At 46.6% G+C, this 23,555-nt stretch carries 27 protein-coding genes and 1 riboswitch; of the genes, 15 read left to right on the top strand and 12 right to left on the bottom strand.

Features of this window, described 5'->3' with window-relative positions; translation table 11 throughout:
- Window positions 1-280: 280 nt before the first annotated feature.
- The 4 genes from C7R92_RS06220 (at window position 281) to C7R92_RS06205 (ending at window position 2,832) form a co-directional block, all read left to right on the top strand.
- Window positions 281-706: a MarR family winged helix-turn-helix transcriptional regulator gene (locus tag C7R92_RS06220; protein WP_017249407.1), complete on the top strand. Its 426-nt coding sequence runs from the start codon at window positions 281-283 to the stop codon at window positions 704-706.
- 77 nt (window positions 707-783) lie between these two features.
- Complete coding sequence (locus tag C7R92_RS06215; RefSeq protein WP_106833573.1) at window positions 784-1,269, top strand: hypothetical protein; 486 nt, start codon at window positions 784-786, stop codon at window positions 1,267-1,269.
- A gap of 118 nt (window positions 1,270-1,387) precedes the next feature.
- The gene (locus C7R92_RS06210; RefSeq protein WP_069849392.1) at window positions 1,388-1,570 is read left to right on the top strand and encodes a DUF4025 domain-containing protein; all 183 of its coding nucleotides are present in this window, start codon (window positions 1,388-1,390) and stop codon (window positions 1,568-1,570) included.
- 146 nt (window positions 1,571-1,716) lie between these two features.
- A complete protein-coding gene (locus C7R92_RS06205) occupies window positions 1,717-2,832 on the top strand; it encodes an aminopeptidase (protein WP_106833572.1) in 1,116 nt (371 codons plus the stop codon).
- Between the two features lie 17 nt (window positions 2,833-2,849).
- On the opposite strand, the gene C7R92_RS06200 is transcribed toward C7R92_RS06205, so the two are convergent.
- From C7R92_RS06200 to C7R92_RS06190, 3 genes are all read right to left on the bottom strand, one after another.
- Window positions 2,850-3,170, bottom strand: a complete 321-nt coding sequence (locus C7R92_RS06200) for a hypothetical protein (protein WP_026043151.1) — start codon at window positions 3,168-3,170, stop codon at window positions 2,850-2,852.
- Window positions 3,171-3,290: 120 nt separating this feature from the next.
- Entirely contained in the window at window positions 3,291-3,818 is a 528-nt protein-coding gene (locus tag C7R92_RS06195) for an isoprenylcysteine carboxyl methyltransferase family protein (protein ID WP_106833571.1), read from the bottom strand.
- A 2-nt stretch (window positions 3,819-3,820) separates the two neighbouring features.
- Entirely contained in the window at window positions 3,821-4,885 is a 1,065-nt protein-coding gene (locus C7R92_RS06190; RefSeq protein WP_026043150.1) for a type III polyketide synthase, read from the bottom strand.
- Between the two features lie 218 nt (window positions 4,886-5,103).
- Here C7R92_RS06190 and C7R92_RS06185 point away from each other — a divergent pair, with 218 nt between their 5' ends.
- The 3 genes from C7R92_RS06185 to C7R92_RS06175 all read left to right on the top strand — a co-directional run bounded on the left by C7R92_RS06185 (window position 5,104) and on the right by C7R92_RS06175 (window position 7,579).
- On the top strand, window positions 5,104-5,790 hold the full coding sequence (locus C7R92_RS06185; RefSeq protein WP_017249400.1) for a GGDEF domain-containing protein: 687 nt from the start codon (window positions 5,104-5,106) through the stop codon (window positions 5,788-5,790).
- 159 nt (window positions 5,791-5,949) lie between these two features.
- Complete coding sequence (locus C7R92_RS06180) at window positions 5,950-6,567, top strand: DUF47 domain-containing protein (RefSeq protein ID WP_007728239.1); 618 nt, start codon at window positions 5,950-5,952, stop codon at window positions 6,565-6,567.
- Window positions 6,560-7,579 (top strand): inorganic phosphate transporter, encoded by a 1,020-nt coding sequence (locus tag C7R92_RS06175; protein ID WP_017249399.1) that lies wholly within the window; start codon window positions 6,560-6,562, stop codon window positions 7,577-7,579. Before C7R92_RS06180 ends, C7R92_RS06175 begins: the two co-directional genes overlap by 8 nt.
- 65 nt (window positions 7,580-7,644) lie before the next feature.
- Here the strand turns inward: C7R92_RS06175 and C7R92_RS06170 are convergent, their stop codons facing one another.
- From C7R92_RS06170 to ligD, 3 genes are all read right to left on the bottom strand, one after another.
- Window positions 7,645-7,884, bottom strand: coding sequence for a hypothetical protein (locus C7R92_RS06170; RefSeq protein WP_017249398.1), 240 nt, complete (start codon window positions 7,882-7,884; stop codon window positions 7,645-7,647).
- A gap of 125 nt (window positions 7,885-8,009) precedes the next feature.
- Window positions 8,010-8,807: a prolipoprotein diacylglyceryl transferase gene (gene lgt / locus C7R92_RS06165; protein WP_017249397.1), complete on the bottom strand. Its 798-nt coding sequence runs from the start codon at window positions 8,805-8,807 to the stop codon at window positions 8,010-8,012.
- A 73-nt stretch (window positions 8,808-8,880) separates the two neighbouring features.
- Window positions 8,881-9,783, bottom strand: coding sequence for a non-homologous end-joining DNA ligase (ligD, locus tag C7R92_RS06160; RefSeq protein WP_069849378.1), 903 nt, complete (start codon window positions 9,781-9,783; stop codon window positions 8,881-8,883).
- Window positions 9,784-9,932: 149 nt separating this feature from the next.
- Here ligD and C7R92_RS06155 point away from each other — a divergent pair, with 149 nt between their 5' ends.
- From C7R92_RS06155 to C7R92_RS06140, 4 genes are read left to right on the top strand one after another with little or no spacing between them, the layout of a single operon-like run.
- Window positions 9,933-11,537 carry a spore germination protein gene (locus tag C7R92_RS06155; protein WP_069849376.1) on the top strand — a complete coding sequence of 535 codons (1,605 nt, stop codon included), beginning with the start codon at window positions 9,933-9,935 and terminating at the stop codon, window positions 11,535-11,537.
- Window positions 11,534-12,703, top strand: coding sequence for a Ger(x)C family spore germination protein (locus C7R92_RS06150; RefSeq protein ID WP_106833570.1), 1,170 nt, complete (start codon window positions 11,534-11,536; stop codon window positions 12,701-12,703). The genes C7R92_RS06155 and C7R92_RS06150 overlap by 4 nt, the downstream gene beginning before the upstream one ends.
- A gap of 55 nt (window positions 12,704-12,758) precedes the next feature.
- Window positions 12,759-12,932, top strand: coding sequence for a hypothetical protein (locus C7R92_RS06145; protein WP_244195659.1), 174 nt, complete (start codon window positions 12,759-12,761; stop codon window positions 12,930-12,932).
- 12 nt (window positions 12,933-12,944) lie between these two features.
- Complete coding sequence (locus C7R92_RS06140) at window positions 12,945-14,303, top strand: GerAB/ArcD/ProY family transporter (protein WP_106833569.1); 1,359 nt, start codon at window positions 12,945-12,947, stop codon at window positions 14,301-14,303.
- Between the two features lie 21 nt (window positions 14,304-14,324).
- Here C7R92_RS06140 and C7R92_RS06135 read toward each other — a convergent pair whose 3' ends face one another.
- Complete coding sequence (locus tag C7R92_RS06135) at window positions 14,325-15,266, bottom strand: ATP-dependent DNA ligase (protein ID WP_017249391.1); 942 nt, start codon at window positions 15,264-15,266, stop codon at window positions 14,325-14,327.
- Between the two features lie 397 nt (window positions 15,267-15,663).
- On the opposite strand from C7R92_RS06135, the gene C7R92_RS06130 reads away from it, so the two are divergent.
- Window positions 15,664-15,993, top strand: coding sequence for a DUF1904 family protein (locus tag C7R92_RS06130; protein WP_106833568.1), 330 nt, complete (start codon window positions 15,664-15,666; stop codon window positions 15,991-15,993).
- A gap of 48 nt (window positions 15,994-16,041) precedes the next feature.
- Here the strand turns inward: C7R92_RS06130 and C7R92_RS32260 are convergent, their stop codons facing one another.
- Window positions 16,042-16,212, bottom strand: a complete 171-nt coding sequence (locus C7R92_RS32260) for a hypothetical protein (protein ID WP_016743262.1) — start codon at window positions 16,210-16,212, stop codon at window positions 16,042-16,044.
- Window positions 16,213-16,227: 15 nt separating this feature from the next.
- A complete protein-coding gene (gene thiC / locus C7R92_RS06125) occupies window positions 16,228-17,982 on the bottom strand; it encodes a phosphomethylpyrimidine synthase ThiC (protein WP_106833567.1) in 1,755 nt (584 codons plus the stop codon).
- 151 nt (window positions 17,983-18,133) lie between these two features.
- A riboswitch (TPP riboswitch) is annotated at window positions 18,134-18,246 on the bottom strand.
- A gap of 249 nt (window positions 18,247-18,495) precedes the next feature.
- On the opposite strand from thiC, the gene C7R92_RS06120 reads away from it, so the two are divergent.
- Entirely contained in the window at window positions 18,496-19,377 is an 882-nt protein-coding gene (locus tag C7R92_RS06120) for a cation diffusion facilitator family transporter (protein WP_017249387.1), read from the top strand.
- Between the two features lie 58 nt (window positions 19,378-19,435).
- Here C7R92_RS06120 and ku read toward each other — a convergent pair whose 3' ends face one another.
- The gene (gene ku / locus C7R92_RS06115; RefSeq protein WP_106833566.1) at window positions 19,436-20,395 is read right to left on the bottom strand and encodes a non-homologous end joining protein Ku; all 960 of its coding nucleotides are present in this window, start codon (window positions 20,393-20,395) and stop codon (window positions 19,436-19,438) included.
- Between the two features lie 123 nt (window positions 20,396-20,518).
- Window positions 20,519-20,662 carry a hypothetical protein gene (locus tag C7R92_RS32255; RefSeq protein ID WP_167403187.1) on the bottom strand — a complete coding sequence of 48 codons (144 nt, stop codon included), beginning with the start codon at window positions 20,660-20,662 and terminating at the stop codon, window positions 20,519-20,521.
- A 442-nt stretch (window positions 20,663-21,104) separates the two neighbouring features.
- On the opposite strand from C7R92_RS32255, the gene rsmD reads away from it, so the two are divergent.
- Window positions 21,105-21,671 (top strand): 16S rRNA (guanine(966)-N(2))-methyltransferase RsmD, encoded by a 567-nt coding sequence (rsmD, locus tag C7R92_RS06105; protein WP_069849354.1) that lies wholly within the window; start codon window positions 21,105-21,107, stop codon window positions 21,669-21,671.
- A gap of 46 nt (window positions 21,672-21,717) precedes the next feature.
- Window positions 21,718-22,197 carry a pantetheine-phosphate adenylyltransferase gene (gene coaD / locus C7R92_RS06100; RefSeq protein WP_106833565.1) on the top strand — a complete coding sequence of 160 codons (480 nt, stop codon included), beginning with the start codon at window positions 21,718-21,720 and terminating at the stop codon, window positions 22,195-22,197.
- Between the two features lies 1 nt (window position 22,198).
- On the opposite strand, the gene ylbJ is transcribed toward coaD, so the two are convergent.
- Window positions 22,199-23,431, bottom strand: a complete 1,233-nt coding sequence (ylbJ, locus tag C7R92_RS06095) for a sporulation integral membrane protein YlbJ (protein ID WP_106833564.1) — start codon at window positions 23,429-23,431, stop codon at window positions 22,199-22,201.
- Window positions 23,432-23,555: the final 124 nt, after the last annotated feature.

Raw genomic sequence — 23,555 nt, 5'->3', positions numbered from 1 at the left:
GATGATTCAAGGAAATAATTGGCTGCGTGGGTGAAGAAGGAAAAAGTCTTAACATTATTTTGCAAGCTTACCTATTGTCAGTTTTTCCTGTTTGAGTTAAGATGTTCTTGAAATAAGTTTTACAATAAAAATATTAAGTGGTAAACACTTTGTCTGGCTCATACATATCTTTCGTGAAAAGAAATAATTTCGGGAGTTCTCTTGATCTTCCAGTACTTAAGCTATATAGTTTTATAGTAAAAGTACTTATATTATTAATTTTCCGAAAATAGGTGATGTTGTGAGCAATATGTCCCGTGCCAGTAAACTTGAGGAACTGGATCGAGTATTTGTCGAAATTGCTCGTTTCTTTATTAACAATTGGCTAGAAGAAGAGTCAATCAGTCCGAAGCAGTTTATCCTGCTGCGTGTGCTACATCAAAAAGGACGAAGCACAGTTTCTGAGCTGGCGACCATTTTGAAACTGTCCAATAGTGCCACCACCATTGCACTCAATCGGTTAGTGAAGGCTGGTTTTATCGACCGTGTCCGAGACGAACAGGATCGACGTGTAGTGTGGGTCACATTATCACAACAAGCGATTCCGACTCTGGAAGGACTTTTGTGCGACAGGAGAGCACTCGTAGGAAAGCTGCTGGAGAATCTGAATGATAACGAGTTAGACCAGTTTACGTATTTCCTCAGGAAAATGCAGCAGTCCATATAGACATGGCCATCAAGTTCGGGTCTGGGGACATTCTTGCAAGACAAAAGTGTGTACCGCGGGAATGGGAGTGTACACATATGAAGAAGAAAAGCACACTGATCATGAGTTCTTGTATCTTAGGAGCGGCTCTGTTCACACAAGCTGCATTTGCAGAAGAGGCAGTAAAAGCTACTGAAACGACTACTGCAACAGAAGCAACAACAACGACTACAGAAGAAAAACCTGCAACTGAAGAAAAGCCTGCAACTGAAGAAAAGCCTGCAACTGAAACAACACCTGCAACTGAAACAACACCTGCACCTACAACAGAAGTAAAACCAGTAGCTCCAGAAACCGTTAACCCTATTCAAGGGCTGAATCAACAAGGTGGCTGGATGATGATGCCAGGTAAAGATGAGTTCGTACTGGTGAGTGGCCAATACGTTCCAGTAATCTCTACTGTAGCTGGATGGACAGCGATGCCAGGAACAGATCAATTTGTTACAACGAATCGCATCACTCCTGTAAGTGCTCCAGCTGCTGGTTGGACAATGAGTGCACCTGAATCCGATAACAATAAATAATTTCCTTTACAAAAGACGCTTTGTCCCTCGATTGGGCAAGGCGTCTTTTTTTCGGCTAAATCTGGAGATTCCCGTACAAACTATAGCCGATCGAAACCAAAAGGAAGGAGGGTCGAAAATGGCAGGTCATGATAAGGATCAGGTTCGATCCAGGGCGAGAGAGTTGAGCACTGAGGATGCAGGAGGAGCCGTCTATTATCAAGAGGCAGACGAATATACGGCAGGTCTGGCTACGACGCAGGAGTTGGTCAGTGACATGTACAAGATGGGAACCATTGAGGACAAGGAACAGACGATGTAAAAACACAGGAAAAGAGCAAGGTCAGCCTGGATGCAAGGAGGCTGGCCGCTTTCTATTTCATTGATAAAAAATTTTTTATTGACTTAGTAGATTGTATCGGTAAAAATACAAGAGGAATCAGAAAATTTAAAAAGGGTGTGCCACGAATGAGAGACTCACGATTAGATCAATTAGCGTACAATCTGGTTAACTATTCTGTACGAGTACAGCCAGGGGAAAACATTTTGATCAACGCGAAAGGGGACACACCGGATTTGGTGCAAGCCCTCGTGCGTGAGATTTACAAAGCAGGCGGCAGTCCTTATGTTCAATTGATTGATCCCGCCGTAAGCCGAGAAATCGCAATGAATTGCAATGAAGAGCAGTTGAAGACCATGGCTCAACATGAAGTTGAACTCATGGAGAAAATGCAAGGGTACATCGGGATTCGTGCAGCGAATAACATCAATGAGATGGCTGATGTTCCAAGTGACAAGCTGAGCATCTATTCTCGCCTGTATGAGCTGCCAGTGATGAACGTACGCGTGCCTAAAACGAAGTGGGTTGTTCTTCGTTATCCGAATCCTTCCATGGCACAGCTCGCGAACATGTCTACAGCAGCTTTTGAAGATTTTTACTTCCAAGTATGTAACCTGGATTACGCGAAAATGGACAAAGCAATGGACAGTCTGGTTGACTTGATGAATCGCACAGACAAGGTACGCTTGGTAGGACCTGAAACGGATCTCACCTTCTCCATCAAGGACATTCCTGCTGTAAAATGCGCTGGCCTTCGCAATATTCCAGATGGTGAAGTGTATACAGCACCTGTGAAGGACTCCGTAAATGGCGTTATCACTCATAATGCGCCAACACCATACCACGGCTTCACTTTCGAAAATGTTCGTCTGACCTTCAAGGACGGCAAAATTGTGGAAGCAACAGCGAACGATACCGATCGCTTGAATCAAATTTTGGATACGGACGAGGGAGCGCGCTTCGTTGGGGAATTCGCTATCGGTGTGAATCCTTACATTCGCAACCCGATGAAAGATATCTTGTTTGACGAAAAAATAGACGGAAGCTTCCACTTCACGCCTGGTCAATGCTATGACGAAGCATACAATGGCAACAAATCGTCTGTGCACTGGGACATGGTTTCCATCCAGCGTCCGGATTGGGGCGGAGGGGAAATCTGGTTTGATGACGTCCTGATTCGCAAAGATGGTCGTTTTGTCATTGCAGAGCTTGAATGTCTGAATCCAGAAAACTTGAAAGGGTAAGGCAAAGCCTACCCAAATCATTTGTCGTACTGACGGAGCCTTTCGTGAGCAAGCATAATATCCATTTCTAGCTGAAATAGCATGTGCAGATTGCTTGAAGGAAGGGTAATTCTGCGTGCCGCGTGGTAGAGAAGTGGCTTGTTTTGTTTGATGACCGTCATGATTTCCACAACCGGAGGAACGACTTGCTTGATTCTTAGCAGACTTTGCAAATAGCGAAGAAAGGTTTGAATACTAGCCTGGTCATCCTTGTTCGGTACCGTTTCAATCAAAGCGAAAAAGTCTCGGACGATGATACGTTTCGTCTCCTGAGGCTCCACTATGGTTGTACGATTCACTTGATCCACCTCACGGGAAAGAGTAACAGCTTCTTTTCTTTTCCCGCTGAATGACAAGTGATAAACCTTTTGCACGATAAAAAGTCTTTGGCATGTGCATGTGCCAAAGACTTTTCGTTTTTATGACTCACGATGACCAGCGTAGACGCTTGCTTCTTCCAGGGGAATCCGTATACGCAGGAGCAGCCAGGCATTCAAGAGAGAAAACGTCAGGGCAGTTGTCACAGCGGAAAATGTCAGGGGGAGTAGGAGCACCTCAAGTGATACGACCAAGTAGTTGGGGTGACGAATGAACCGATACGGACCTCGTTTGATCGGAGCCACGCCCGGGAGTATGAAGATGCGGGTATTCCATCGCTTGCCCAGGCAACGAATACACCAGTAACGAAGCCCTTGCGCGATTAAAAACAGGCTAAACGGAACCGCCCACCAAGAGGGGAGAACCATGGCACTGCTTTTGCTCACCACTTCGAAAATAAGCGAGAGAAAAAAGAGAAGATGAAGAAGGACGATGTATTTGTAATGACTCGCCCCAACCTCGTAACCCCCTTTTGACCGGATAAAGCGGGCATTCCTCACGGCAACGAGAAGCTCGACCAGTCGCTGCAACACGACTGCACACATAACGAATCCAAAGAAGAGCAACATGACTATCTCGCCTCCAGAAGTAACAGCTCGGAGCTAAATCCAGGTCCAAGTGCAGCGACCAAACCGCGATCTCCCGGCTCCCACGCCCTCTCCATGCTCTTTTCCAAGACGAACAGAACCGTAGGAGAAGACATGTTTCCAAAATTGGTTAAGACATCTTCAGAAAAACGAGTGGCTTCTGTACCAATGCCGAGAGACCGCTGGTAAGCCGTTAATACCTTGGCTCCACCTGGATGGAAAATGAAATGACGCAGATGATCGATAGACATCCCATGCGGTGACAAAAAGCTCTCGACGTTTTCTCGCATCGAAGAACGAATGAGAGTAGGGATGTCGCGAGAGAAAATGACTTTTAACCCCGGATCGGTCAATTCCCATCCCATGACATCTACGGTGTCCGGCCATGTTGTTGTTCGTGCATCACAAAATTGAACCTTGGGCGCGTCAGAAGAAGACAAGACTTGGTCGCCTTCTATTAATACGGCTGCAGCTCCATCTCCAAATAGGCACGTTGCGACCAAATTGCTTTTGGACAAATCTTGTCGGATGAAGGTCAAGCCGCACAGTTCTACGCTCACAAGCAATACTCGCCGCGAGGGAAAAGCCTGGGTGTATTCACATGCCCGCGACAATCCCATCGCACCACCGGCACAGCCCAGGCCCCACAACGGGACACGGGTTGCTTGTGGACGGAGTCCTAAACGGTGGAGCAAGCGGGAATCAAGGCTTGGAGTAGCAATACCAGTGCTTGATACAAACATCAGACAATCGATGGAAGAAGGCTCGACACCAGCTTTTGTCAAACACTTTCGGGCTGCTTCCTCTGCCAAGGCTTCGGCATGTTCGATATACAGCTGATTTTTCTCTGCAAACGGCCGGTCCTCCAAAAACCAATCCATTGGCATACTAAAATGCCGCTTCTGAATGTGACTGTGTGCAAAGACGTGTAACAAACGGTCTATGTCGGGAAAAGCATCTTGAAAAAATAGGCGTGCCAGCTTCATGGAATCCTCTTGTGTAATCTCGTGGGAAGGTACTGCTGTAGCCACTGCTTCAATACGGGGCATACATTCATTCACTCCCGTCTGTTTTTATTAGCCATTAGCTTATCCCTTCCAATTGGTTCCAATTCATCGGCAGGTTCGCGGTTTTTCTTGAACTTACAAAAAAAGATAGGTAAAATATTCCTTATTATATGAAAAAAGACCTACTATAGATTTCGTTAGATAGGACTAATGTACGAATTGAAAGAGGGTTACATCGGATAGATCGGGGGTAGTGTACTTTGGGTTCGCGCTGGATTAGCTTGGGAATGTCCTGTGTGATCATCTCGGTTTGGCTGATCGGATACGGATTGCCGACGGATGAGAGTATGATTGTCTTTCTTTTACTTGTGGCTGTCATTCAGACGCTTGCTGCCTATCAAATAGGGAAGTATGTAGATCAGTTGCGGCAGATGGCTTATCACGATTCACTTACAGGCGTTCTCGTCAATCGTAGATTTCTGGACAAGCTGGTCGAAGAAGTAGAGTTGGCAAAAAGCAATCATCAATCTGTTACTCTATTGTTTATCGATTTGGATAATTTCAAAATATTCAATGATTCATATGGTCATTTGGAAGGTGACCGACTCCTTTGCCAATTTGCAGGGCTTTTGCAGGCAAGTGTACGAAAACAAGATACGGTTGGAAGATGGGGTGGGGAAGAATTCGTCGTTTTGTTAACGCATACCGACACAATGAGAGGACTCGCAATCGGAGAACGAATTCAAAATCAAGTCCGACACGCTCTTTCAGGTGTCACGGTCAGTATCGGAGTAGCCTCGTATCCTCACCATGCTTCAACAGCGGAAGAGTTAGCGAAAAAAGCAGATATGCTTATGTATGAAGCGAAAAAAAGGAAAGACTGCATGATGGTCGCCTCGAATGAAAAGATAAATATTGGCAAAACTAACACTCGTCAGCTCACTTGACACGGGTGTTTTTTTTGATTGTAAAGAGCATTTACAAAAACTTAATAATTCCTTAAAGAAAAATATACACATTTGACCTTGATTTTAAATTTACGGAAACAATAACTTTCGATATAATCTGTTAGGTGTGATTTATTCAAAGGAGTGAAGAAGTCCCGTATGTTGAAATCAAACAAGTATATCTTCTTTGATCTGTTCGAGCAGCAGATTGCCACTGTGCACAAAGGAACTCATCTTTTCTATGAAATGATAGGAAACTATCAAGATCTAGAAACAAAGGTTAAGGCAATCAAGGCTGTCGAGAAAGAAGGAGACGAAATCGTTCGTCGTATTATGAACGAGTTGAACTCTACTTTTATCACTCCGCTTGAGCGTGAAGACATTCACCAGCTCGCTCATACGATGGACTCGATGATCGACTACATTGACGGTGTCGCTGATCGTATGTATCTGTACCAAGTGACTCAACCAGATCCACGTGTATTGGCACAAGCCAATATTTTGGTGAAATGCTCGGCTAAGCTGATCGAGCTGATTCGCACACTGCGCAAGCTGGATCATAAAGTTGTTACACAAATCGCTGGGGAAATCAAAGACTTGGAGCATGAATCTGACTCCAACTACCGTAAAATGGTATCTGATTTGTTGAATTCTCCTGATACCAACCCAATGGAAGCGATCAAACTCAAAGAGATTTATGATAAACTCGAAGACTGTGCTGACTTCGCTGAGGACGTCTCCAACCTGGTAGAAGGGATCGTGTTAAAGAATGCCTGATCTTTCGCCAGAGGTGATTATTCTCGTACTCGTCGTCATCATGGCGCTAGCTTTTGACTTTATCAATGGTTTTCATGATACGGCGAACGCGATTGCGACTTCTGTTTCGACGCGTGCATTAAGTCCGAAAACCGCGATTATTATTGCATCCGTGTGTAACTTGCTTGGGGCACTCTCGTATACGGGTGTAGCGAAGACAATCGGGGGAGGCATTACCGATCCATTTAAGCTGGAAAATGGATTGGTCGTCGTTTTGGCCGCGTTGACATCTGCGATTTTGTGGAACCTAATCACCTGGTGGTTCGGAATTCCTAGCTCGTCCTCGCATGCGATTATCGGAGGCGTTGCAGGTGCTGCTTTTGGTGCCGCAGGAAGTGGTGCCATTAACTGGTCAGGCTTCATTAGCATTATCCAAGCGTTGATCGTATCCCCGCTTGTTGCGTTTGCTGTTGGTTTTGTCGTGATCAAGCTTGTTTCTTGGTTTGTTCGTAACTCAGCGTACCACAAAACCAATCGAGGTTTCCGTTCGATGCAAGTAGTGTCAGCAGCTTGGCAGGCCTTCAGCCATGGAGCCAACGATGCGCAAAAAACAATGGGCGTAATCACCCTTGCTCTGATTTCAGGTGGATTCTTGATTCAAGCACCGGGCGAATTCGTCATTCCACTGTGGGTAAAACTATCAGCTGCTGTTGCAATGGCTTTAGGTACAGCCTTTGGTGGATGGCGTATCATCAAGACCTTGGGTGGTAAGATTATGAAAATCAAGCCAGTTTCCGGTTTCTCAGCAGACTTGTCTTCTGCCTTGATTATCACAATCTTTACAGCTTTGAAACTGCCGGTGAGCACAACGCACGTGATCACATCCGCCATCTTGGGGGTTGGGGCATCGCAAAAGCTGAACGCAGTAAAATGGGGCCTGGCTGGCCGAATCTTGGTCACTTGGGTCATTACCCTTCCGATTACAGGACTTTTGGCTGCTGCATGCTACGTCGTTTTTGACGTATTTCTGTAGAGCTACATCTTTATACAACAGACACCTTTCCGTGTAGTAGAGTATGCGGGAAGGTGTCTTTTTCATTAACTTGATCCAGTTAAACGCTCCCATAAACCGGGCTTGGGTTTAATTTGCACGAGGCGTACGGCAGAGAATGGGATATAGTCCAGCGAGCCATCCCGTTCTTCAATTAATATCCCATTTTGGCTGTAATCATACAATTTGCCTTCTGCAAATGCAGATAATCCTTGACCGATCATATCAGGAGCAAAATGAATACGTACGTAGCGATCGAGATACTCTTCCAAAATTCCATCATCCATCTGATTCCCCTCCTTTTTTCATTCTTTCTCCTAGTTATTGCCTGCATTGCGACAATTCAGACAAGGTAAAGAAAAAACCACCCAGTTGGACTGACCTGAGTGGTAATAGATATGGCATGTTGACACTATTCAATCGAGTTTTGGGAATGTCCTGTCTGCTTGCTTTTGCGTGCAAACACGAGCATCAAGATGACACCGGCAGCAATTAAGCACAGACTGACTAATTGAGCGACACGTAGAGTATCTGCTATTAACAGACTGTCTGTACGCATTCCCTCAATGTAAAAGCGACCGAGTGAATACAGGATCATGTAGCTGAACAAGACCTGCCCATCGAATTTTTTGAATCGGTACAGCATGAACATGAGAACGGCGAAAACGAAAAGGTTCCAGATCGATTCATACAAAAACGTAGGGTGGTAATATTGTCCGCCGATAAACATTTGCTCACGGATGAATGCAGGGAACTTTTCCATAAACTCAGCAGAGACGGGACCACCATGGGCTTCCTGGTTGATAAAGTTACCCCAACGTCCGATGGCTTGACCCAAGATAACACTTGGCATAAAAATGTCAGCCAAACGTAGGAACGGCAGATTATGTTTTCGAATATACCAGCTTCCTGCCAGAACACCACCGATTAATCCACCGTGAATAGCCAAGCCGCCTTGCCAAACTGCGAAGATGTCCAGTGGATTGTCTTTGTACTGCTCCCATTCAAACGTAACATAATACAATCTTGCACAAACGATGGCTGCTGGAATGATCAGAACCACCATGTTCAAGACGTGATCAGGATCAATGCCAGAACGTTTGGAATTGTAGCGAGCGAGATAAGTACCCAAGAAAAACGCCAGCCCCATAATAATGCCATACCAGTGAATCTTTAAGGGGCCGATTGCAATTGCGATCGGATCGATCATGAATGTGCCTCCTTGCCTCAAAACATCTGTGCCAAGTATAGCACAAATGGGCTGCTGGATTCCAACTAATGGCTTACTGGGACTGCAAAAAGCCGAGGATGGCATCAAGGGAGGCTCGTTTCGTCGGAGTAGATACGGATGAGAATAAATCTCCGAATGTTTCCAGCCGTTTGGGTACCGTATAAACGGTGAAGTCTGTGGGATGAGAATGGGGAACCTCCTCCCACAGGAGTGGTGTTGATACGGTTGCCTGTTCTTTTGCACGAGTTGAATAAGGGGCTGGCAATGTTTTTCCTCGCCAATGTTGCAAATAGTCAATGTACAGCTTATCTCCCCGATTCTTCACCAAGCGCTCGATGGTTAATAGTGATGGATGCTTGCTGACTAGATAGGATGCAATAAAATGTCCGACCTGGCGCGTCTGTTCAAACGTATAGCGGAGTTCAATCGGAACGTATACTTGCAAGCCGCTGGAACCAGATGTTTTGACCCAGGAAGGCAGCTGTAATTCATCGAGAAGCTGTTTCAACAAGAGGGCAGACTCTATCACAACGGCAAAATCATCTGTTGAAGGATCGAGGTCAAATACGAGCTCTGTCGGAGTCTCATCCGTGGCGAGGTGAAAGGAGACGTGCCACTCCAATGCTGCTTGATTTGCCATCCACACGAGTGTCGCCCGGTCATTGCACAGTACGTAACGAACATTTTCCCACGTGTGCGTTTGGATCCAGTCGGGCGCATAGTCAGGGGCGTTTTTTTGGTAGAAGTGCTTGTCGCCAACTCCGTGAGGGTAGCGAATGACGGTTAAGAGCCGATCCTTGCTATACCGTAGGAGTGGGGCTGAGACAATCAGCAAATAGCGCAAGTAATCTAGCTTGGTTACCTTGGCTAGTGGCCATAGAGGCTTGTCAGGATTTGTAATGGACAATGTGTGAGTGTCGATCGTCAGCTCGTACTCTTTTGTTGCAGGACGCAATGTTGTTTTCACCTTCTTTTTAAAAGGGATAGGTGTTCCTACTATCTCCCATCCGAGTTTCTCTATGTAAAAGGAATTCCTCTTTGCATATATTTCCTGCCAATCAACCATAATACGGGTAGCTTTCCAGTGGTTGGGTTGGTGATGAAATGAAATTCAAGAAGAAAGATAAAATGAAAGAACTGATTGAGACAATGAATGCCTGCAGCTTGATTGAGTTGGAGGGTATACCGATTTCGCCTCAATTGGGAGAGAACATAGATCTGTTGAAAAAAATGTTCTCTGATTGCTCCGATTTTGTCATACGAGAATTCCGTCAAAAAAACAGTGTCCGTGCGATTGCTGTCTTCGTAGATGGGCTGATTGATACCAAAGAGGTCAATTCTGCGCTGAAATCGTTAATGGTGCTTGAAGACGGCGATCAAGATATAAAAGTGATAGAAGAGTCACTTTTGCCCGTTTCCCAGATGGGAAGAGTAGACGATTATAAAAAGCTGCTACAAGCTGTGCTTTCAGGTGATACAGGCATTCTTGTTGAGGGCAACACAGAAGCGCTCACGCTTGGCATTCGTGGAGCAGAAAAACGCTCCGTTAACGAACCAGAAGGAGAAGCTGTCGTACGGGGGCCACGTGAAGGTTTTATCGAAAATATTCGCACGAACACGTCGATGCTGCGGCGCAAATTGCGAACACCTCGATTGAAAATGAAGTCCTTGGTAGTTGGACGTGAGACGAACACCAATCTGGTGGTTGCCTTTCTTGATGGGATTGCTGATCCAGAGATCGTACAGGAGGTCACTGGTCGAATCAGCAAGATCAATATGGATGCGGTGCTGGAAAGTGGATATATCGAAGAGATGATCCAGGATAACACGTACTCGCCTTTCCCTCAGGTTATGTATTCAGAACGCCCAGACACAGTTGCTGCGGCATTGCTGGAGGGACGTGTCGCGATATTTGTGGATGGGACACCGATGGTTTTGATAGCGCCTGTTACGTTTTGGATGATGATGCAGGCGAGTGAGGATTATTACGAGCGATTTCAAATGGCTACGTTTGTTCGACTGTTGCGTTATGTGTTCCTCATCATTTCGCTCATTACTCCTGCCTTATATGTGGCCATTACGACTTATCACCAACAGATGCTGCCAACCACGCTCCTTTTAAGTATTGCGGCTGCGCGCGAGTCCATTCCTTTTCCTGCTATTGTGGAGGCTTTTATCATGGAAATTTCTTTTGAAGCCTTGCGAGAAGCGGGGATTCGTCTCCCGAAAACAGTCGGGCAAGCTGTCAGTATTTTAGGAGCGCTGGTCGTCGGTCAGGCAGCTGTGCAGGCAGGGATTGTTTCTGCCCCCATGGTTATCGTCGTATCGCTTACAGGGATTGCTTCATTTACTATCCCGCATTTTAATGCATCGATTTCACTGCGAATGCTGCGCTTTCCGATCATGATTGCGGCTTCGATTCTCGGCATCTATGGGATGCTGGTATCCTTGTTGCTAATCCTCGGTCATATGGCTAACCTGCGTTCTTTTGGTGTCCCGTATTTATCGCCGCTAGCTCCACTGTCGATCGGCGACCTCAAAGACGTATTGATGAGGGCACCATGGTCGATGATGGAAAAACGCCCGAGCTTTTTGGGCGTTCAAAATGCTAGGCGTATGAACGATGGTTATGCGAATTCTATCCAGCAAAGAGGAGGGCAATCAGGGGTTACAGGCAATCGTCATCAGAGCGAGGAGGGGCAATCGTGAAGACTGTGACCCGCATATTGGTAGTAGTGTCGCTCTGTATGTTCCTAGTATCGGGATGTTGGGATCGCCGTGAAGTAAATGATATGGCCATCGTCATTGCAATGGCGATGGATAAGGAACCAGACGGAAGGTATCGGTTATCCATTCAGGTCCCACTGGTCAGCAGCCTAGGCGCACAGTCCGGAGGTGGTGGTGGGACGAGTGGTGATAAGAGTTATTACGTTGATTCCGCAGTAGGCAGGACAATTCGGGATGCGAATGGATTGATCCAAGCAAGAATGTCTCGAGAAATTTACTACTCCCATCACCGGATGATCGTCATAGGCGAAGAACTGGCGAAGGACGGAATGTCGGATGTGCTGGATATTGTGGCACGCTTTCCGGAAAACAGACTGACAGCTTACATTGTGATGACAAAAGGCAAAGGAATCGAATTACTAACCGCTCAGCCGCAATTTGAACGTTTCTCAGGAGAAGCGATGCGTGAGTTGGTCAAGATGGGGGGCATTACAGTATCGCTGAAGGATGTTGCCCAAATGCTCGGTACACCAGGGGTTGATGCCATTTTACCCGTTCTGGCAGCAGTGGATTCCCATCCGAAAGGAAAGTCAAAAGAAATAGAGGCGACGGGGGTAGGCTTATTTCGACAGGACAAGCTCGTAGCCATCGCGAAGCCCAAAGAACTGCTCGGCTTGCGATTGTTCCAACGCGATTTTACACCGTTTTCTGTTGTGGTGTCTCTTAACAAGCACGAACGGCTTACCATTAGTCTTTCAAAAGGAAGGGCGAATATCAAGCCCGTGATCAAGAAAGGCCACATCCATTTCAAAATTGACCTCTACGCTTCTGCCGTTGTGGTGGAGAATCAGTCAAACCTCGATCTCGAGGAAGAGAAAAATATTAGAATGCTGCAAGCGAAGCTCGTCGAGCAAATCAATAGCGGTGTGAAACATATGATGCAAACGATCCAACAGAAACAATCAGACTTCATCGGGTTAGGAATCGCATTGTCAAGGAATTATCCGCGAGAGTGGCGAGACCGATATCGGAACAGGTGGAATGAGGAGCTTCCGAAAATCACATATGAAATCCGATCCAAAGTGAACATGGCCAATTTCGGGCAGACAACGAAAAATATTACCCAGGGTGAAGATGATCATGAATAGAATATTTTTGATCTTTTTTATCTCTATGTTGTTACTTTCGTTTGGAGAATTCATCATGAAGCGAAAAGGAATGGACGGGAGACAGCAGCGAGTCATTGCTATTTTCTACGTTTTAACCATTTTTTGTCTGTTTGCTTTGCAATTCCAGTATTATCAAGTGTTACCCACGAGTAATTTGATGAACTTTCTATCTCCTCATGTGAAGCGGTGGGTGGATCAGTTCGTATAAGGAGGCCCAAGTATGATTCACAAGCAAGTTGTCAATCATCGACAAATTGCCTGGCTGGTCGGCAGTGTCTTGATGACAGGAATGATGATCAGTTTCTTGCGGTCTGTCGTTCAGGTAGCAAGGATGGATGCTTGGTTCTCTCAAATTTTACCCATCTTTTATGCGCTTTTTATCGCCTACGTTTTGAGTGGGCTGGTTGAAGCATACCCCGGGAAAAATATCTTTGAAATCTTGTTTATCATTGGCGGGAAGTGGATTGGTGGAGCTATCAATCTACTCATTTTGTTTTACATTTGGATCATCCTGGCGATCGATATTAAAGGGGCTGCTGATTTTTTACATATCTTGTTATTGCCAACCACGCCATTGGAGGTCATCTTACTCGTCTTCGTCTTACTGATGATGTACTATGGCAAAACGAGTCTTGAGGTGGCGGCACGGGTAAATGAGTTTTATTTTCCCCTTTATTTCATCATGTGCATTTCGCTCTATTTCCTGCTGGTTAATGAATACAACGTAGAGCGATTGGAACCAATCTTGACCAGTAGCTTGAATAGGATCGTGGTCAGCAACTTTTTACCAGTGGGTGTATATGGTGATATTTTTCTCATGGGGGCATTCTTACATGCCATTGTAGAGCCGCGACTATTTTATGCTGCGATGAAGCACGGGGTCATCATTGTTGGCTTTGGAACGACGATTATGTTGCTCGTCTTGCTGGGGGTGATGGGCTTCACTATCGCTGGTCGACTGAATTTCCCCATCTATATTCTCGTCCAGCAAATCCACATCACAGATTTCTTGGACAGGGTCGAAATGATCCTCTTTAGCGTGTGGTTCCCCGCTTTCACAATCAAAGTCATTGTCGCTTACTTGGCATTTTTAGTGGGGGTGGGATCATTTGGGGGACAGCGGCATTACAATACATTCAATGCTCCGTGTGGATGGTTTATTGTTGTATCGTCCATATTTGCGTTTCCAAATGTAGCGCATATCGATCAATTTATTAGTTATAGCTTGCCGTTGATCGTGCTCGTCTTTCAATTGCCGTTGGCGATCTTTTTGCTCATTCACGTAAGGGGAAAGAACAAAGGAAGAGTGCAAAGCCTCATTCCCGAGGGAACGAAGCTTTATCAATTTTACCGGTCGATGGTGTGGATCACGACAGTCTGTTTGAGTGGCTGTGTGATCGTGATTTTGATTGGGGACTTTTTAAAGGATAAATCAGCGGTAGGAGGGGGCACGACAGCCATTGTGTACATTGCCCTCTTACTGATAGCCCTGTTGACGAGCTATGGGGAAATGCAGGCTCTTAATCATGGCAAGCAAAAGCTGGGGAGGGCAAAACAGGCTGGATCGTTTCGACAATGAGATCGAAAGCCATGTGGTTCCTTACTCCAAAACACACTGGTGAGGCGGGACATCCACGACGCCTTGTATACTTGGCTGTCGCAAGGAATGCCCTTCCTTCCACTCCGCAAATTTGATTTTGACGGTGATTTCCGGCTGTATCCATAAGGTATTGGCTGCGCGTGGTGGCTTGTTAACAAAAGTCATCTTCTGTTGGACAAGGGGCTGTATTCTCTCCGTTAAAGCACGCCAGTCCGTTTGCGTCAATTTTCCAGTACCTGCATGACCGATGTACCAAAGAGAACCGTGTTGATCGAATAGGCCCAGAAGCAACGAATTGACAATATGATTCCGAAGCGTAACGCCGCCTACGACAGCAATGAGATCTCGGTAGTACTTTTTCTTTCTCCAGCGTTGATCTTTCCCATTGATCAAGTAGCTGCTGGACGTATCCTTCAGAATGATTCCTTCCATGCCTTGCGCTTCAATGACACGGTAAAGAGCGTCCCCATCAGCAAAATTTTCAACTAGCTGCACATGAGGAGTAGGAGTGATGATTTTGCCCAGTATTTGTTGTCGCTCTGATAGGGGGGAGGAAGTTACCCATTCATGATTCCAGTACAGTACATCGAAGACCATGTATGTGACAGGGACAAGCTTTTGTATCTGGGAGACTTTCTCTAAACGGCGGAGCCCGTCTCTCCTCATGACCTCGTAAAAGGAAGGCTTTCCGTCTGGGCCGAGAGCGATTATTTCGCCATCCAAAATCACAGAATCGGCACGACAATACGAGCGAATATCGGTCACTTCTGGATAATGGAAAGTCCGTTCATTTAATTTTCTGTTGAACAGTTTGACCTCGTGTCCATCGTAGTAGGTAAGAATGCGAACGCCATCCCATTTCACTTGGCCTATCCATTGTGGTCCGATAGGTATAGCTTCCGTGCTGGTAGGCTCAAAAGGAAAAAGCGGAGTTAGTTCCATGGCTGCCACCTCTATGTTTAGTTGGGACTTGCCCAGTTTTCTAATACAGTTTCACGGATGGGCATGATCTATACGAGTGGTGATGGCGGATGCATTCTTGTGAGAATTTTACGAAACTTTTTTATTGATTAAGTATTGAATTCAAGCTATACTACTTGTATTAAGTAACTGATGGGTTAGCGGATTGGGCTGTATCTGGTTGAACTGCTTCCTCCTTCCGTGGTACGTCCACCACACCTCATGGGAAGGGAGCTGTTCTCTGATATGGCCCTTTTTGTGTCTAACTCGGGTTGGGAATGTTTGTTGTTCACTTTCTTTAATCCTTTTTTCATTGATATACAATTAGAGACTTGTTTATAATGACTGTGCGAACTCATTTACGAAAGAAGGAATTGACTTGCCGTTTCTTCGGTTTAAAGGCTTTGCGAAGCAAGACATAGAGCCCATTTATCAGATTCTTATAGAAGAGTTTTCTAAAATTGCTGAGGTAGCTCAGGAAAAGGTGAAATTGGAGCTGCTTTCTGTAGAGCAATTGACGAACAGTCCTTTGTCTGTAGAGATCATGATGTTTCCCCGTGAACAAAAGCAACATGACGCGATTGCTAGTGCCATACACGGCATTTTGAAGAAGCAAGGCTTTCTGCATATCCATATTTTCTTCATTCTGCTATCGCCCACTCTCTATTATAAAGAAGGACTTCCGTTGCAAGTTGGAATGACGAAATAAGCAAGAAAAAAGGTCGAGATCCTTCAAAGGGATTTCGACCTTTTTCTATTAATAATAGAGGCTTTCGGTTTGCAGGCACTTGGAGCATGTTCGCGTAAGTGGAGTCTCGATATAGACGTGGCTGCAGTCCTGTTGAATCAGCCGCAATTGCTGTTTAGATTGCTCTAGCTCAGCCTCTAGTCGAATGATCTTTTCGCGTAAACGACTGGCTTCCTCCATAGGCATCCCCCTTCATTACGACTGGTACAAGCGGCTTCCCTGTTCGCGGAACTCACGCGATTTTTCCTGCATCCCGGAAAGAATGGCGGGATCTTGGGTAGCGCCTTGTTCATTGGCGATGTGACGAATGTCGTGCGATATTTTCATGCTGCAAAATTTAGGTCCGCACATGGAACAAAAATGGGCGGATTTGGCGGCTTCTGCTGGTAACGTTTCATCGTGATATTCGCGGGCGCGCTCTGGGTCCAGAGACAAATTGAATTGATCGTTCCAGCGAAAATCAAAGCGAGCTTTGGATAAGGCGTCGTCTCGCAGTTTCGCCCGCGGATGTCCTTTTGCGAGATCAGCGGCATGCGCTGCGATTTTGTATGCGATTAAACCGTTGCGTACATCCTCTTTATTGGGTAGGCCAAGGTGCTCCTTGGGTGTTACGTAGCAGAGCATCGCTGTTCCGAACCATCCAATCATGGCGGCGCCAATCGCTGAAGTAATGTGATCATAGCCGGGAGCGATGTCGGTCGTGAGTGGCCCAAGCGTGTAAAAAGGAGCCTCATGGCAAATGGATAACTGTTTATCCATATTTTCGCGAATGAGATGCATGGGGACGTGACCAGGACCTTCAATCATGACTTGTACGTCGTGTTCCCACGCAATTTTTGTGAGTTCTCCCAATGTTTCAAGCTCCGCGAACTGCGCCTCGTCATTCGCATCCGCGATGGAGCCAGGACGTAGTCCATCTCCGAGCGATACACAAATGTCATAGGCCTTCAGAATTTCGCAAATTTCAGCAAAATGCGTATACAAAAAGTTTTCCTCATGATGGGCCAGGCACCATGCGGCTAAAATCGATCCACCGCGAGAGACGATACCAGTAACACGGTTAGCTGTCATAGGAATGTAGCGCAATAGTACACCAGCATGAATCGTGAAGTAATCGACGCCTTGTTCTGCTTGCTCAATCAAGGTGTCTCGGTAAACCTCCCATGTCAAATCCTCGGCTTTCCCATTTACTTTTTCAAGTGCTTGATAAATCGGGACAGTCCCGACTGGAACAGGACTATTGCGGATAATCCACTCCCGCGTGGTGTGTATATGTTTTCCCGTCGAGAGGTCCATGATGGTGTCGGCACCCCAACGGACCGACCAAATCATTTTTTCGACTTCTTCTTCCATCGAAGAGCTGACAGCTGACGTTCCGATGTTGGCATTGATTTTGACATGAAAGTTACGGCCGATGATCATCGGCTCGCTTTCAGGATGATTGACGTTAGAAGGGAGGATCGCACGTCCAGCGGCGATTTCTGCTCGTACAAATTCAGGGGAGACTCCCTCGCGAATGGCAACGTATTCCATTTCCGGTGTGATGATATTTTTTCGGGCATAATGAAGCTGGGTAACATTTTTTCCTGACTTTGCCCGTTTTGGTTTGTAGCCCTCTCGAGGGAAAGTGGGGAGGGTGGCTGCCTTTTCTTCGTTTCGGATGCCGTCGTCGACTAGTTGTGGTTCGCGACCGACATACGTTTCCACATCATTTCGCTCATCGATCCACTCATGGCGGATGGAGGGCAGTCCTACTTGAATGTCAGGAACGTAACCCGTTGCGGTATACTCGCCACTCGTATCGTACACGCGAAGAGAGGGATTGGGTGTGGAGCCAGACAATCCTTCGGTAGGATGAAGGGAAATCTCGCGCATCGGGACGCGGATGTCCGCACGACTACCTGTTTCGTATACTTTGCGACTGCCTGGAAATGAGGACACCAATGACATAAGAAAAACCTCCTTGATTTGGTTGCACGAAAGCGAGAACCGTTTAGGGAGGCGAAAGAAACTGCCCGCGAAAAAGCGCCGCATAAACAATATGCGACGCCAACGCGAGAGTAGAGAAGAAACGGGTATCCTAAAAAGATACACGCATCTTTTCGTGTCGTATATGACATTCCTCCGCTGGCATTACCCAGTTCAGGTTCAACGGTCGATGGCACAGTACCATCCTCTCAGCCTGGTGATTTCCAAGCTCCCGTGCTTTTTTGTATTTTGGATTGCAAGAATAGGATAACGGGAAGTCCATTTAATTTCAAGGGAAATTTTCCAGTGAAAAAATTGCGGGTGTGCAACACATTTTCCTCCCCCCTATTCTCATGAATCGGACTAAAACTGTTTCTGTAGACCCACATGAATCCTATCTGTTACGATGAAGTTCGAAAAAAAGCAACTGCTTCCAGCGCTTTGATTTTCCGCGTTGTCGAAGCAGGCTGGAGAAGTATTTTGAGGTGATGAGGTATGGATGTCTATTCGGATCTAAAACAAGGAGAACGTGGGGCGTGGGTGAGTATTTTCGCCTACATATTTTGCTCTGTATTAAAAATAGGAGTTGCGTATGTCACTGCGTCAGAAGCTTTAATGGCCGACGGTCTTAACAACTCAACGGATGTCGTCGCATCGATTGCTGTTTTGATCGGGCTGCGAATTGCAAGGAAACCACCTGATAAAGATCACCCGTATGGTCATTTTCGGGCGGAGACGATTTCAGCACTTGTCGCATCATTTATTATGCTATTTGTCGGAGTTCAAGTCGTTACGAATGCCGTACCATCCTTGTTGGACCCACATCATACGGCTCCTAACCTGTTGGCAGGGTGGACAGCACTTGCGACTGCAGTCATAATGCTTGGCGTTTATCGCTACAATAAAAAGCTTGCCATCAAAACAAACAGCCAAGCACTAAATGCAGCGGCAGCTGACAACCGTTCAGACGCATTCGTCAGTATCGGGACGTTTATCGGGGTAGCTGGCGCACAATTTCAATTGCACTGGCTCGATCCTTTAGCTGCTTTTGTTGTTGGTCTCATCATCTTGAAAACTGCTTGGGACATTTTCAGGGAAGCAACTCACCGTTTGACAGATGGCTTTGACGAGAGCGAGCTTGCGGACCTGCGGGCTACCATTTCCTCGATTTCGGGAGTTAAGGATATCAGTGACATCAAAGCCCGCTACCACGGAAGCAGCGTGCTGGTTGATGTTGTCATCCATGTAGATCCAGGTCTGAATGTGGTGGAGAGCCACACCATCACCGAGAAAATTGAAGAACAGATGCGCAAGATTCACCGCATTAACGCTGTTCATATCCATATTGAACCATGCAGGAAGATGGCGCCAAGCTAGATGTCTATATGTGAATACAAAAAACCTGTCCAGAGTGGGCAGGTTTTTTATGTGCAGATTAAACAGAGGTTGCCTTCTTTTTGCGCAGTGTTTTGGTTGTAGAAGTAGTCGTTTTCTTTTTTTGACCGGTTGCGGTCTCCTTTTTCGATGCTTGCTCTTTTTCGGACGAGGAGGCAGCAGTGGTGCGTTTTCGCGCAGGCTTTGACGGAGTCGGTTCAGGCTCGATTTTGATGGGTACTGCGGCTTGACCAGCTGTAGACTCCAAGCTTTCTTTTAGGGCCTGCATGAGATCAATTACATTGGTTCTTGCAACGGTAGGTGCAGTAGCGATCTCCTGACCCTCCAGTTTTTTCTCAATCAGTTTTTGTAGGTCAGATCGATATTCATCCGTATATTTTGCCGGATCAAAAGGGATCGTCATATTGCTAATGAGCTCAGTTGCCATCTTTAGTTCGTTTTCGGCCAATGGAACAGTGGCTTCTGGCAAGGCAGGCACTTGACTGACGGGACGTACTTCATCCGGATAGAAGATCGTCTCCAGCATGATGCAATGCTCATACAGTCGGATAACGGCCAGGCTTTGCCGATTGCGCATCGTCACCTGTGCAACGCCGATCTTGCCTGTCTGTTCCATGGCGGAGCGCAGCAGGGCGTATGCTTTTTCACCAGTGTCTTGTGGGGAAAGGAAATAGCTTTTATGAAAATAAACGGGATCGATCTCCGACAAGTCTACGAAGTCGAGTATTTCAATGGCTCTGCGTGTTTCTGGCGTAATGGCTTCCAGATCCTCATCGTCAATCATGACAAAATGTCCTTTTTCATATTCGAAGCCACGGACGATTTCGCTCGTATCGACCTCGCGCTGGCAGTGCGGGCACATTTTCGTGTACTTGATCGGGGTATTACACTCTTTATGCAGTTGGCGAAAGCGAATATCGCGCTCTTCGGTTGCAGTAAACATGCGGACAGGTATATTGACAAGGCCGAAGCTGATCGAGCCCTTCCACACCGTATGCATGCGGATACCTCCTTCACAGCTATTTTTGAATAGTATCTGTAACGGCATAGAAGAAGTGCCGAGGGAATTGAAGGTGGAAAAGTAAAAAGCCAGCCGATTTGATACGGCTGACTTCTTGTATAGCTACTGCCCATGTTTGACGATGTCCGATTGATCTGCACGCGATTGCATGTCTCGCGCCAGCTCGACATCTTTGCCAGTACGGTCCGCAGTGGATTGGGCTTTGGACGCCTTCAACTTTTGTGCAGACGGTCGTTTTTCTGCCATGAACGACTCACTCCTTTCAGGCAATCTACATGTAGGGGGTGTTACAGGTACATGTAGTATGCGCTGCACACAAAAAAATACCCCATCGCCAAATGACGAGGGGCAGCCGTTCAACTCCTCCCGATGAAGGGAGCGATGGCACGAAATGCTCCTATCAGACACGTCGTGCGCCAAAGTGAACAGCCTTTCAATTATGGGAGAGGAGAAACCGGAGGAAGAGCTTATGGGGAAACGTAAGTCTTCTCCGCGGTTGTCAGCGACACCGTTGCGTCGCTATTCAACATCTTTTCCAATCGAATGGGGTTGTATACCTTTCTTGTACATAAATTTTTCCAGTTGCTAATTTTACGGGTGTATGCAGTTGTGATAGTATGATATCATTCTCAGTCTTAGAAAATCGCGTCATACAACATACATAGGAAAGCAGACAGGTGAAATGAGTATGCGAGTCATCGCTGGAGAACACAGAGGAAGACGGTTGGCAGCAGTTCCGGGGAAAGGAACGAGACCGACAACCGATAAAGTCAAAGAATCGATTTTTAATATGATTGGTCCGTATTTCGATGGCGGATGGGCATTGGACCTATACGCAGGAACAGGTGGTCTCGGAATCGAGGCATTGAGTAGGGGAGCAGATCGGGCTGTTTTTGTGGAGCGAGATCAAAAAGCATTTGCTGTAGTAAAACAAAACGTCAGCACTTGCAGGCTGGACGATTATGCAGAACTATATCGGATGGATGCGGACCGCGCCATTCGCACACTGAGTACGCGCAATCAAAAATTTGATCTCGTCTTTTTAGATCCGCCATACGCCCAGCAGAAAATTGTCGAAGAAATTGAGATGTTGCAGGAGCTGGGAATGTTGGCGGACGGAGCGTGGATCGTGACTGAGCATGATATCGCAGACTCCTTTCCAGATGCGATTGGTCATTGTGTGAAGGACCGAGCGGCTAAGTATGGGGATACGGCCGTTACCGTGTATTATTACGATTTGGAGCCACAAGCCTAACTTTCAAATCAAGGTGCAAAAGAGCACTAAGGGAGGATAACCCGCTATGGCAATCGCCGTATGTTCAGGAAGCTTCGACCCTGTTACTTATGGGCATCTCGACATTATTGCGCGGGGTGCCAACGTTTTTGATAAGGTCATTGTTGCCGTCTTAATCAATTCGAAGAAAAACTCATTGTTCAGCGTAGAAGAGCGCGTCGATTTGCTTCGTCAAGCAACGGCTGACATGAAAAATGTAGAAGTGGACTCTTTTGACGGTTTGTTAATTGACTATATGAACAAAAAGGGCGCACAGGTTATCATTCGTGGCCTTCGTGCTGTTTCTGATTTTGAATATGAGATGCAAGTCGCCTCGATTAATAAAAAGCTCGATGAAAATATTGAAACGTTTTTCATGATGACGAACAATCAATATTCGTACTTGAGCTCAAGTATTGTGAAAGAAGTTGCGAAATACAAGGCGAGTGTCGCCGATTTGGTGCCGCCAGTCGTAGAAGAGGCACTGAAGCGAAAAATGACCGAGTAGATTATCGCGTCTTGCTGCGGTTCATGCGCGAAAGAGTCAGGCTGGTACACAACAGAATGGCACCGACGCCGATGGCGATTCCCCCTGATAGTAGCAGGGTCTCCCACCAGCTCGTCGCCGGAATCTCGGATTTCACATGTACAAATACAGGGACGGCTTTCTCCATGAACCAGGAACTGACTGTGGCAAGAGGTCCCCAAAAGACAAAGGTCAAAACTGCAGCTAGCAAAGCGTGCAGCGCTCTGGCAATCAAGTAAGGGGCGACGCGAATATCCGTTTCACTCAAGATACTCGCGACCTGCGCGTGAACACTCAAACCGCCCCAGGACAATACAGCACTGGCAATCGCTGCTTTCCAGACCAAGGAAACTTCATCAGGCACAATGCTCGCAGCCTGTGCGCCGAGGGTTACTTCGAACAAACCAGCCACGATTGCTTGGGAAAAGGCTGGTGGAAAACCAAAGGGACCGAGAATGATTGAGAGAAGCGTACTGATGATCTGTGTCAGATGAATCGTGGAGAATAGTTGAATTAAGACCGAAAAAACAATGATGAAGCCACCGATCATGAGCAAGGTATTCAGGGCGGATTGCACCGCTTCTCCCATTAATTTTCCGAACGGACGCCCATCACGGATACGTGCCCGATGCATTGCTTGTAGGGCGCGTAAAGGAAGCGGTAGTGAATTTTTCTCTAATGGGGCTGACGTAATGGCAAAAGGCGCATGAAAACGAAAAATCACGCCCATGAGTACAGCTGACAAATAATGAGTCAGAGCTAAAATGATACCCATTTGCTCACTGTGGAAAAAGCCGATTGCCACTGCTCCCATGACGAATAAGGGATCTCCCGTCGTTGTAAAAGATACGAGACGTTCACCCTCCGCCTTCGTCACATTACCTTGCAGACGCAGGCGAGTTGTCAGCTTTGCGGCTACCGGATATCCGGATGAGAAGCCCATAGCCAGTACGAACCCGCCAGTGCCCGGAACGTTAAACAGTGGGCGCATTAATGGCTCCAGTAACACACCGACGAAATGAACGACGCCCAGACCCATCAACACCTCAGACAGCACAATAAAGGGTAGCGTAGAGGGGAAAACTACCTCCCACCATATTTTCAGACCGCGTACGGCAGCTTCAAAAGAAATCTGCGAGTAAGCAATCAACGAAATAACAATGAAAACTGTCGAGAGGGCGAGCAACAAAGTAAGTACGGGTGAGTGGCGTGACATGGATTCCTCCTGAATCGAAGAAAAGTAGTAGTACATGTCTACGTGGCTGGCGGGAGAACTATGCGTAAGCTTGGTCGACGAATATCTCCCAAGTGTGAAAGGTACAGCGATTTACCACATAGGC

It is taken from the genome of Brevibacillus porteri, assembly GCF_003013475.1.
Lineage (GTDB): Bacteria > Bacillota > Bacilli > Brevibacillales > Brevibacillaceae > Brevibacillus > Brevibacillus porteri.
This window is presented reverse-complemented; position numbering and strand designations above follow the sequence as displayed.

Coding starts and splice junctions, on each gene's coding strand:
- C7R92_RS06175 (WP_017249399.1), top strand. CDS start 6,560: ATGCCTGATCTTTCGCCAGAGGTGATTATTCTCGTACTCGTCGTCATC.
- coaD (WP_106833565.1), top strand. CDS start 21,718: ATGGCAATCGCCGTATGTTCAGGAAGCTTCGACCCTGTTACTTATGGG.
- C7R92_RS06210 (WP_069849392.1), top strand. CDS start 1,388: ATGGCAGGTCATGATAAGGATCAGGTTCGATCCAGGGCGAGAGAGTTG.
- C7R92_RS06205 (WP_106833572.1), top strand. CDS start 1,717: ATGAGAGACTCACGATTAGATCAATTAGCGTACAATCTGGTTAACTAT.
- thiC (WP_106833567.1), bottom strand. CDS start 17,982: ATGTCATTGGTGTCCTCATTTCCAGGCAGTCGCAAAGTATACGAAACA.
- C7R92_RS06145 (WP_244195659.1), top strand. CDS start 12,759: ATGAAGCGAAAAGGAATGGACGGGAGACAGCAGCGAGTCATTGCTATT.
- C7R92_RS06140 (WP_106833569.1), top strand. CDS start 12,945: ATGATTCACAAGCAAGTTGTCAATCATCGACAAATTGCCTGGCTGGTC.
- C7R92_RS06195 (WP_106833571.1), bottom strand. CDS start 3,818: ATGTTGCTCTTCTTTGGATTCGTTATGTGTGCAGTCGTGTTGCAGCGA.
- C7R92_RS06180 (WP_007728239.1), top strand. CDS start 5,950: ATGTTGAAATCAAACAAGTATATCTTCTTTGATCTGTTCGAGCAGCAG.
- ylbJ (WP_106833564.1), bottom strand. CDS start 23,431: ATGTCACGCCACTCACCCGTACTTACTTTGTTGCTCGCCCTCTCGACA.
- C7R92_RS06190 (WP_026043150.1), bottom strand. CDS start 4,885: ATGCCCCGTATTGAAGCAGTGGCTACAGCAGTACCTTCCCACGAGATT.
- C7R92_RS06135 (WP_017249391.1), bottom strand. CDS start 15,266: ATGGAACTAACTCCGCTTTTTCCTTTTGAGCCTACCAGCACGGAAGCT.
- C7R92_RS06215 (WP_106833573.1), top strand. CDS start 784: ATGAAGAAGAAAAGCACACTGATCATGAGTTCTTGTATCTTAGGAGCG.
- C7R92_RS06170 (WP_017249398.1), bottom strand. CDS start 7,884: ATGGATGATGGAATTTTGGAAGAGTATCTCGATCGCTACGTACGTATT.
- C7R92_RS32255 (WP_167403187.1), bottom strand. CDS start 20,662: ATGGCAGAAAAACGACCGTCTGCACAAAAGTTGAAGGCGTCCAAAGCC.
- lgt (WP_017249397.1), bottom strand. CDS start 8,807: ATGATCGATCCGATCGCAATTGCAATCGGCCCCTTAAAGATTCACTGG.
- C7R92_RS32260 (WP_016743262.1), bottom strand. CDS start 16,212: ATGGAGGAAGCCAGTCGTTTACGCGAAAAGATCATTCGACTAGAGGCT.
- rsmD (WP_069849354.1), top strand. CDS start 21,105: ATGCGAGTCATCGCTGGAGAACACAGAGGAAGACGGTTGGCAGCAGTT.
- C7R92_RS06155 (WP_069849376.1), top strand. CDS start 9,933: ATGAAATTCAAGAAGAAAGATAAAATGAAAGAACTGATTGAGACAATG.
- ku (WP_106833566.1), bottom strand. CDS start 20,395: ATGCATACGGTGTGGAAGGGCTCGATCAGCTTCGGCCTTGTCAATATA.
- C7R92_RS06120 (WP_017249387.1), top strand. CDS start 18,496: ATGGATGTCTATTCGGATCTAAAACAAGGAGAACGTGGGGCGTGGGTG.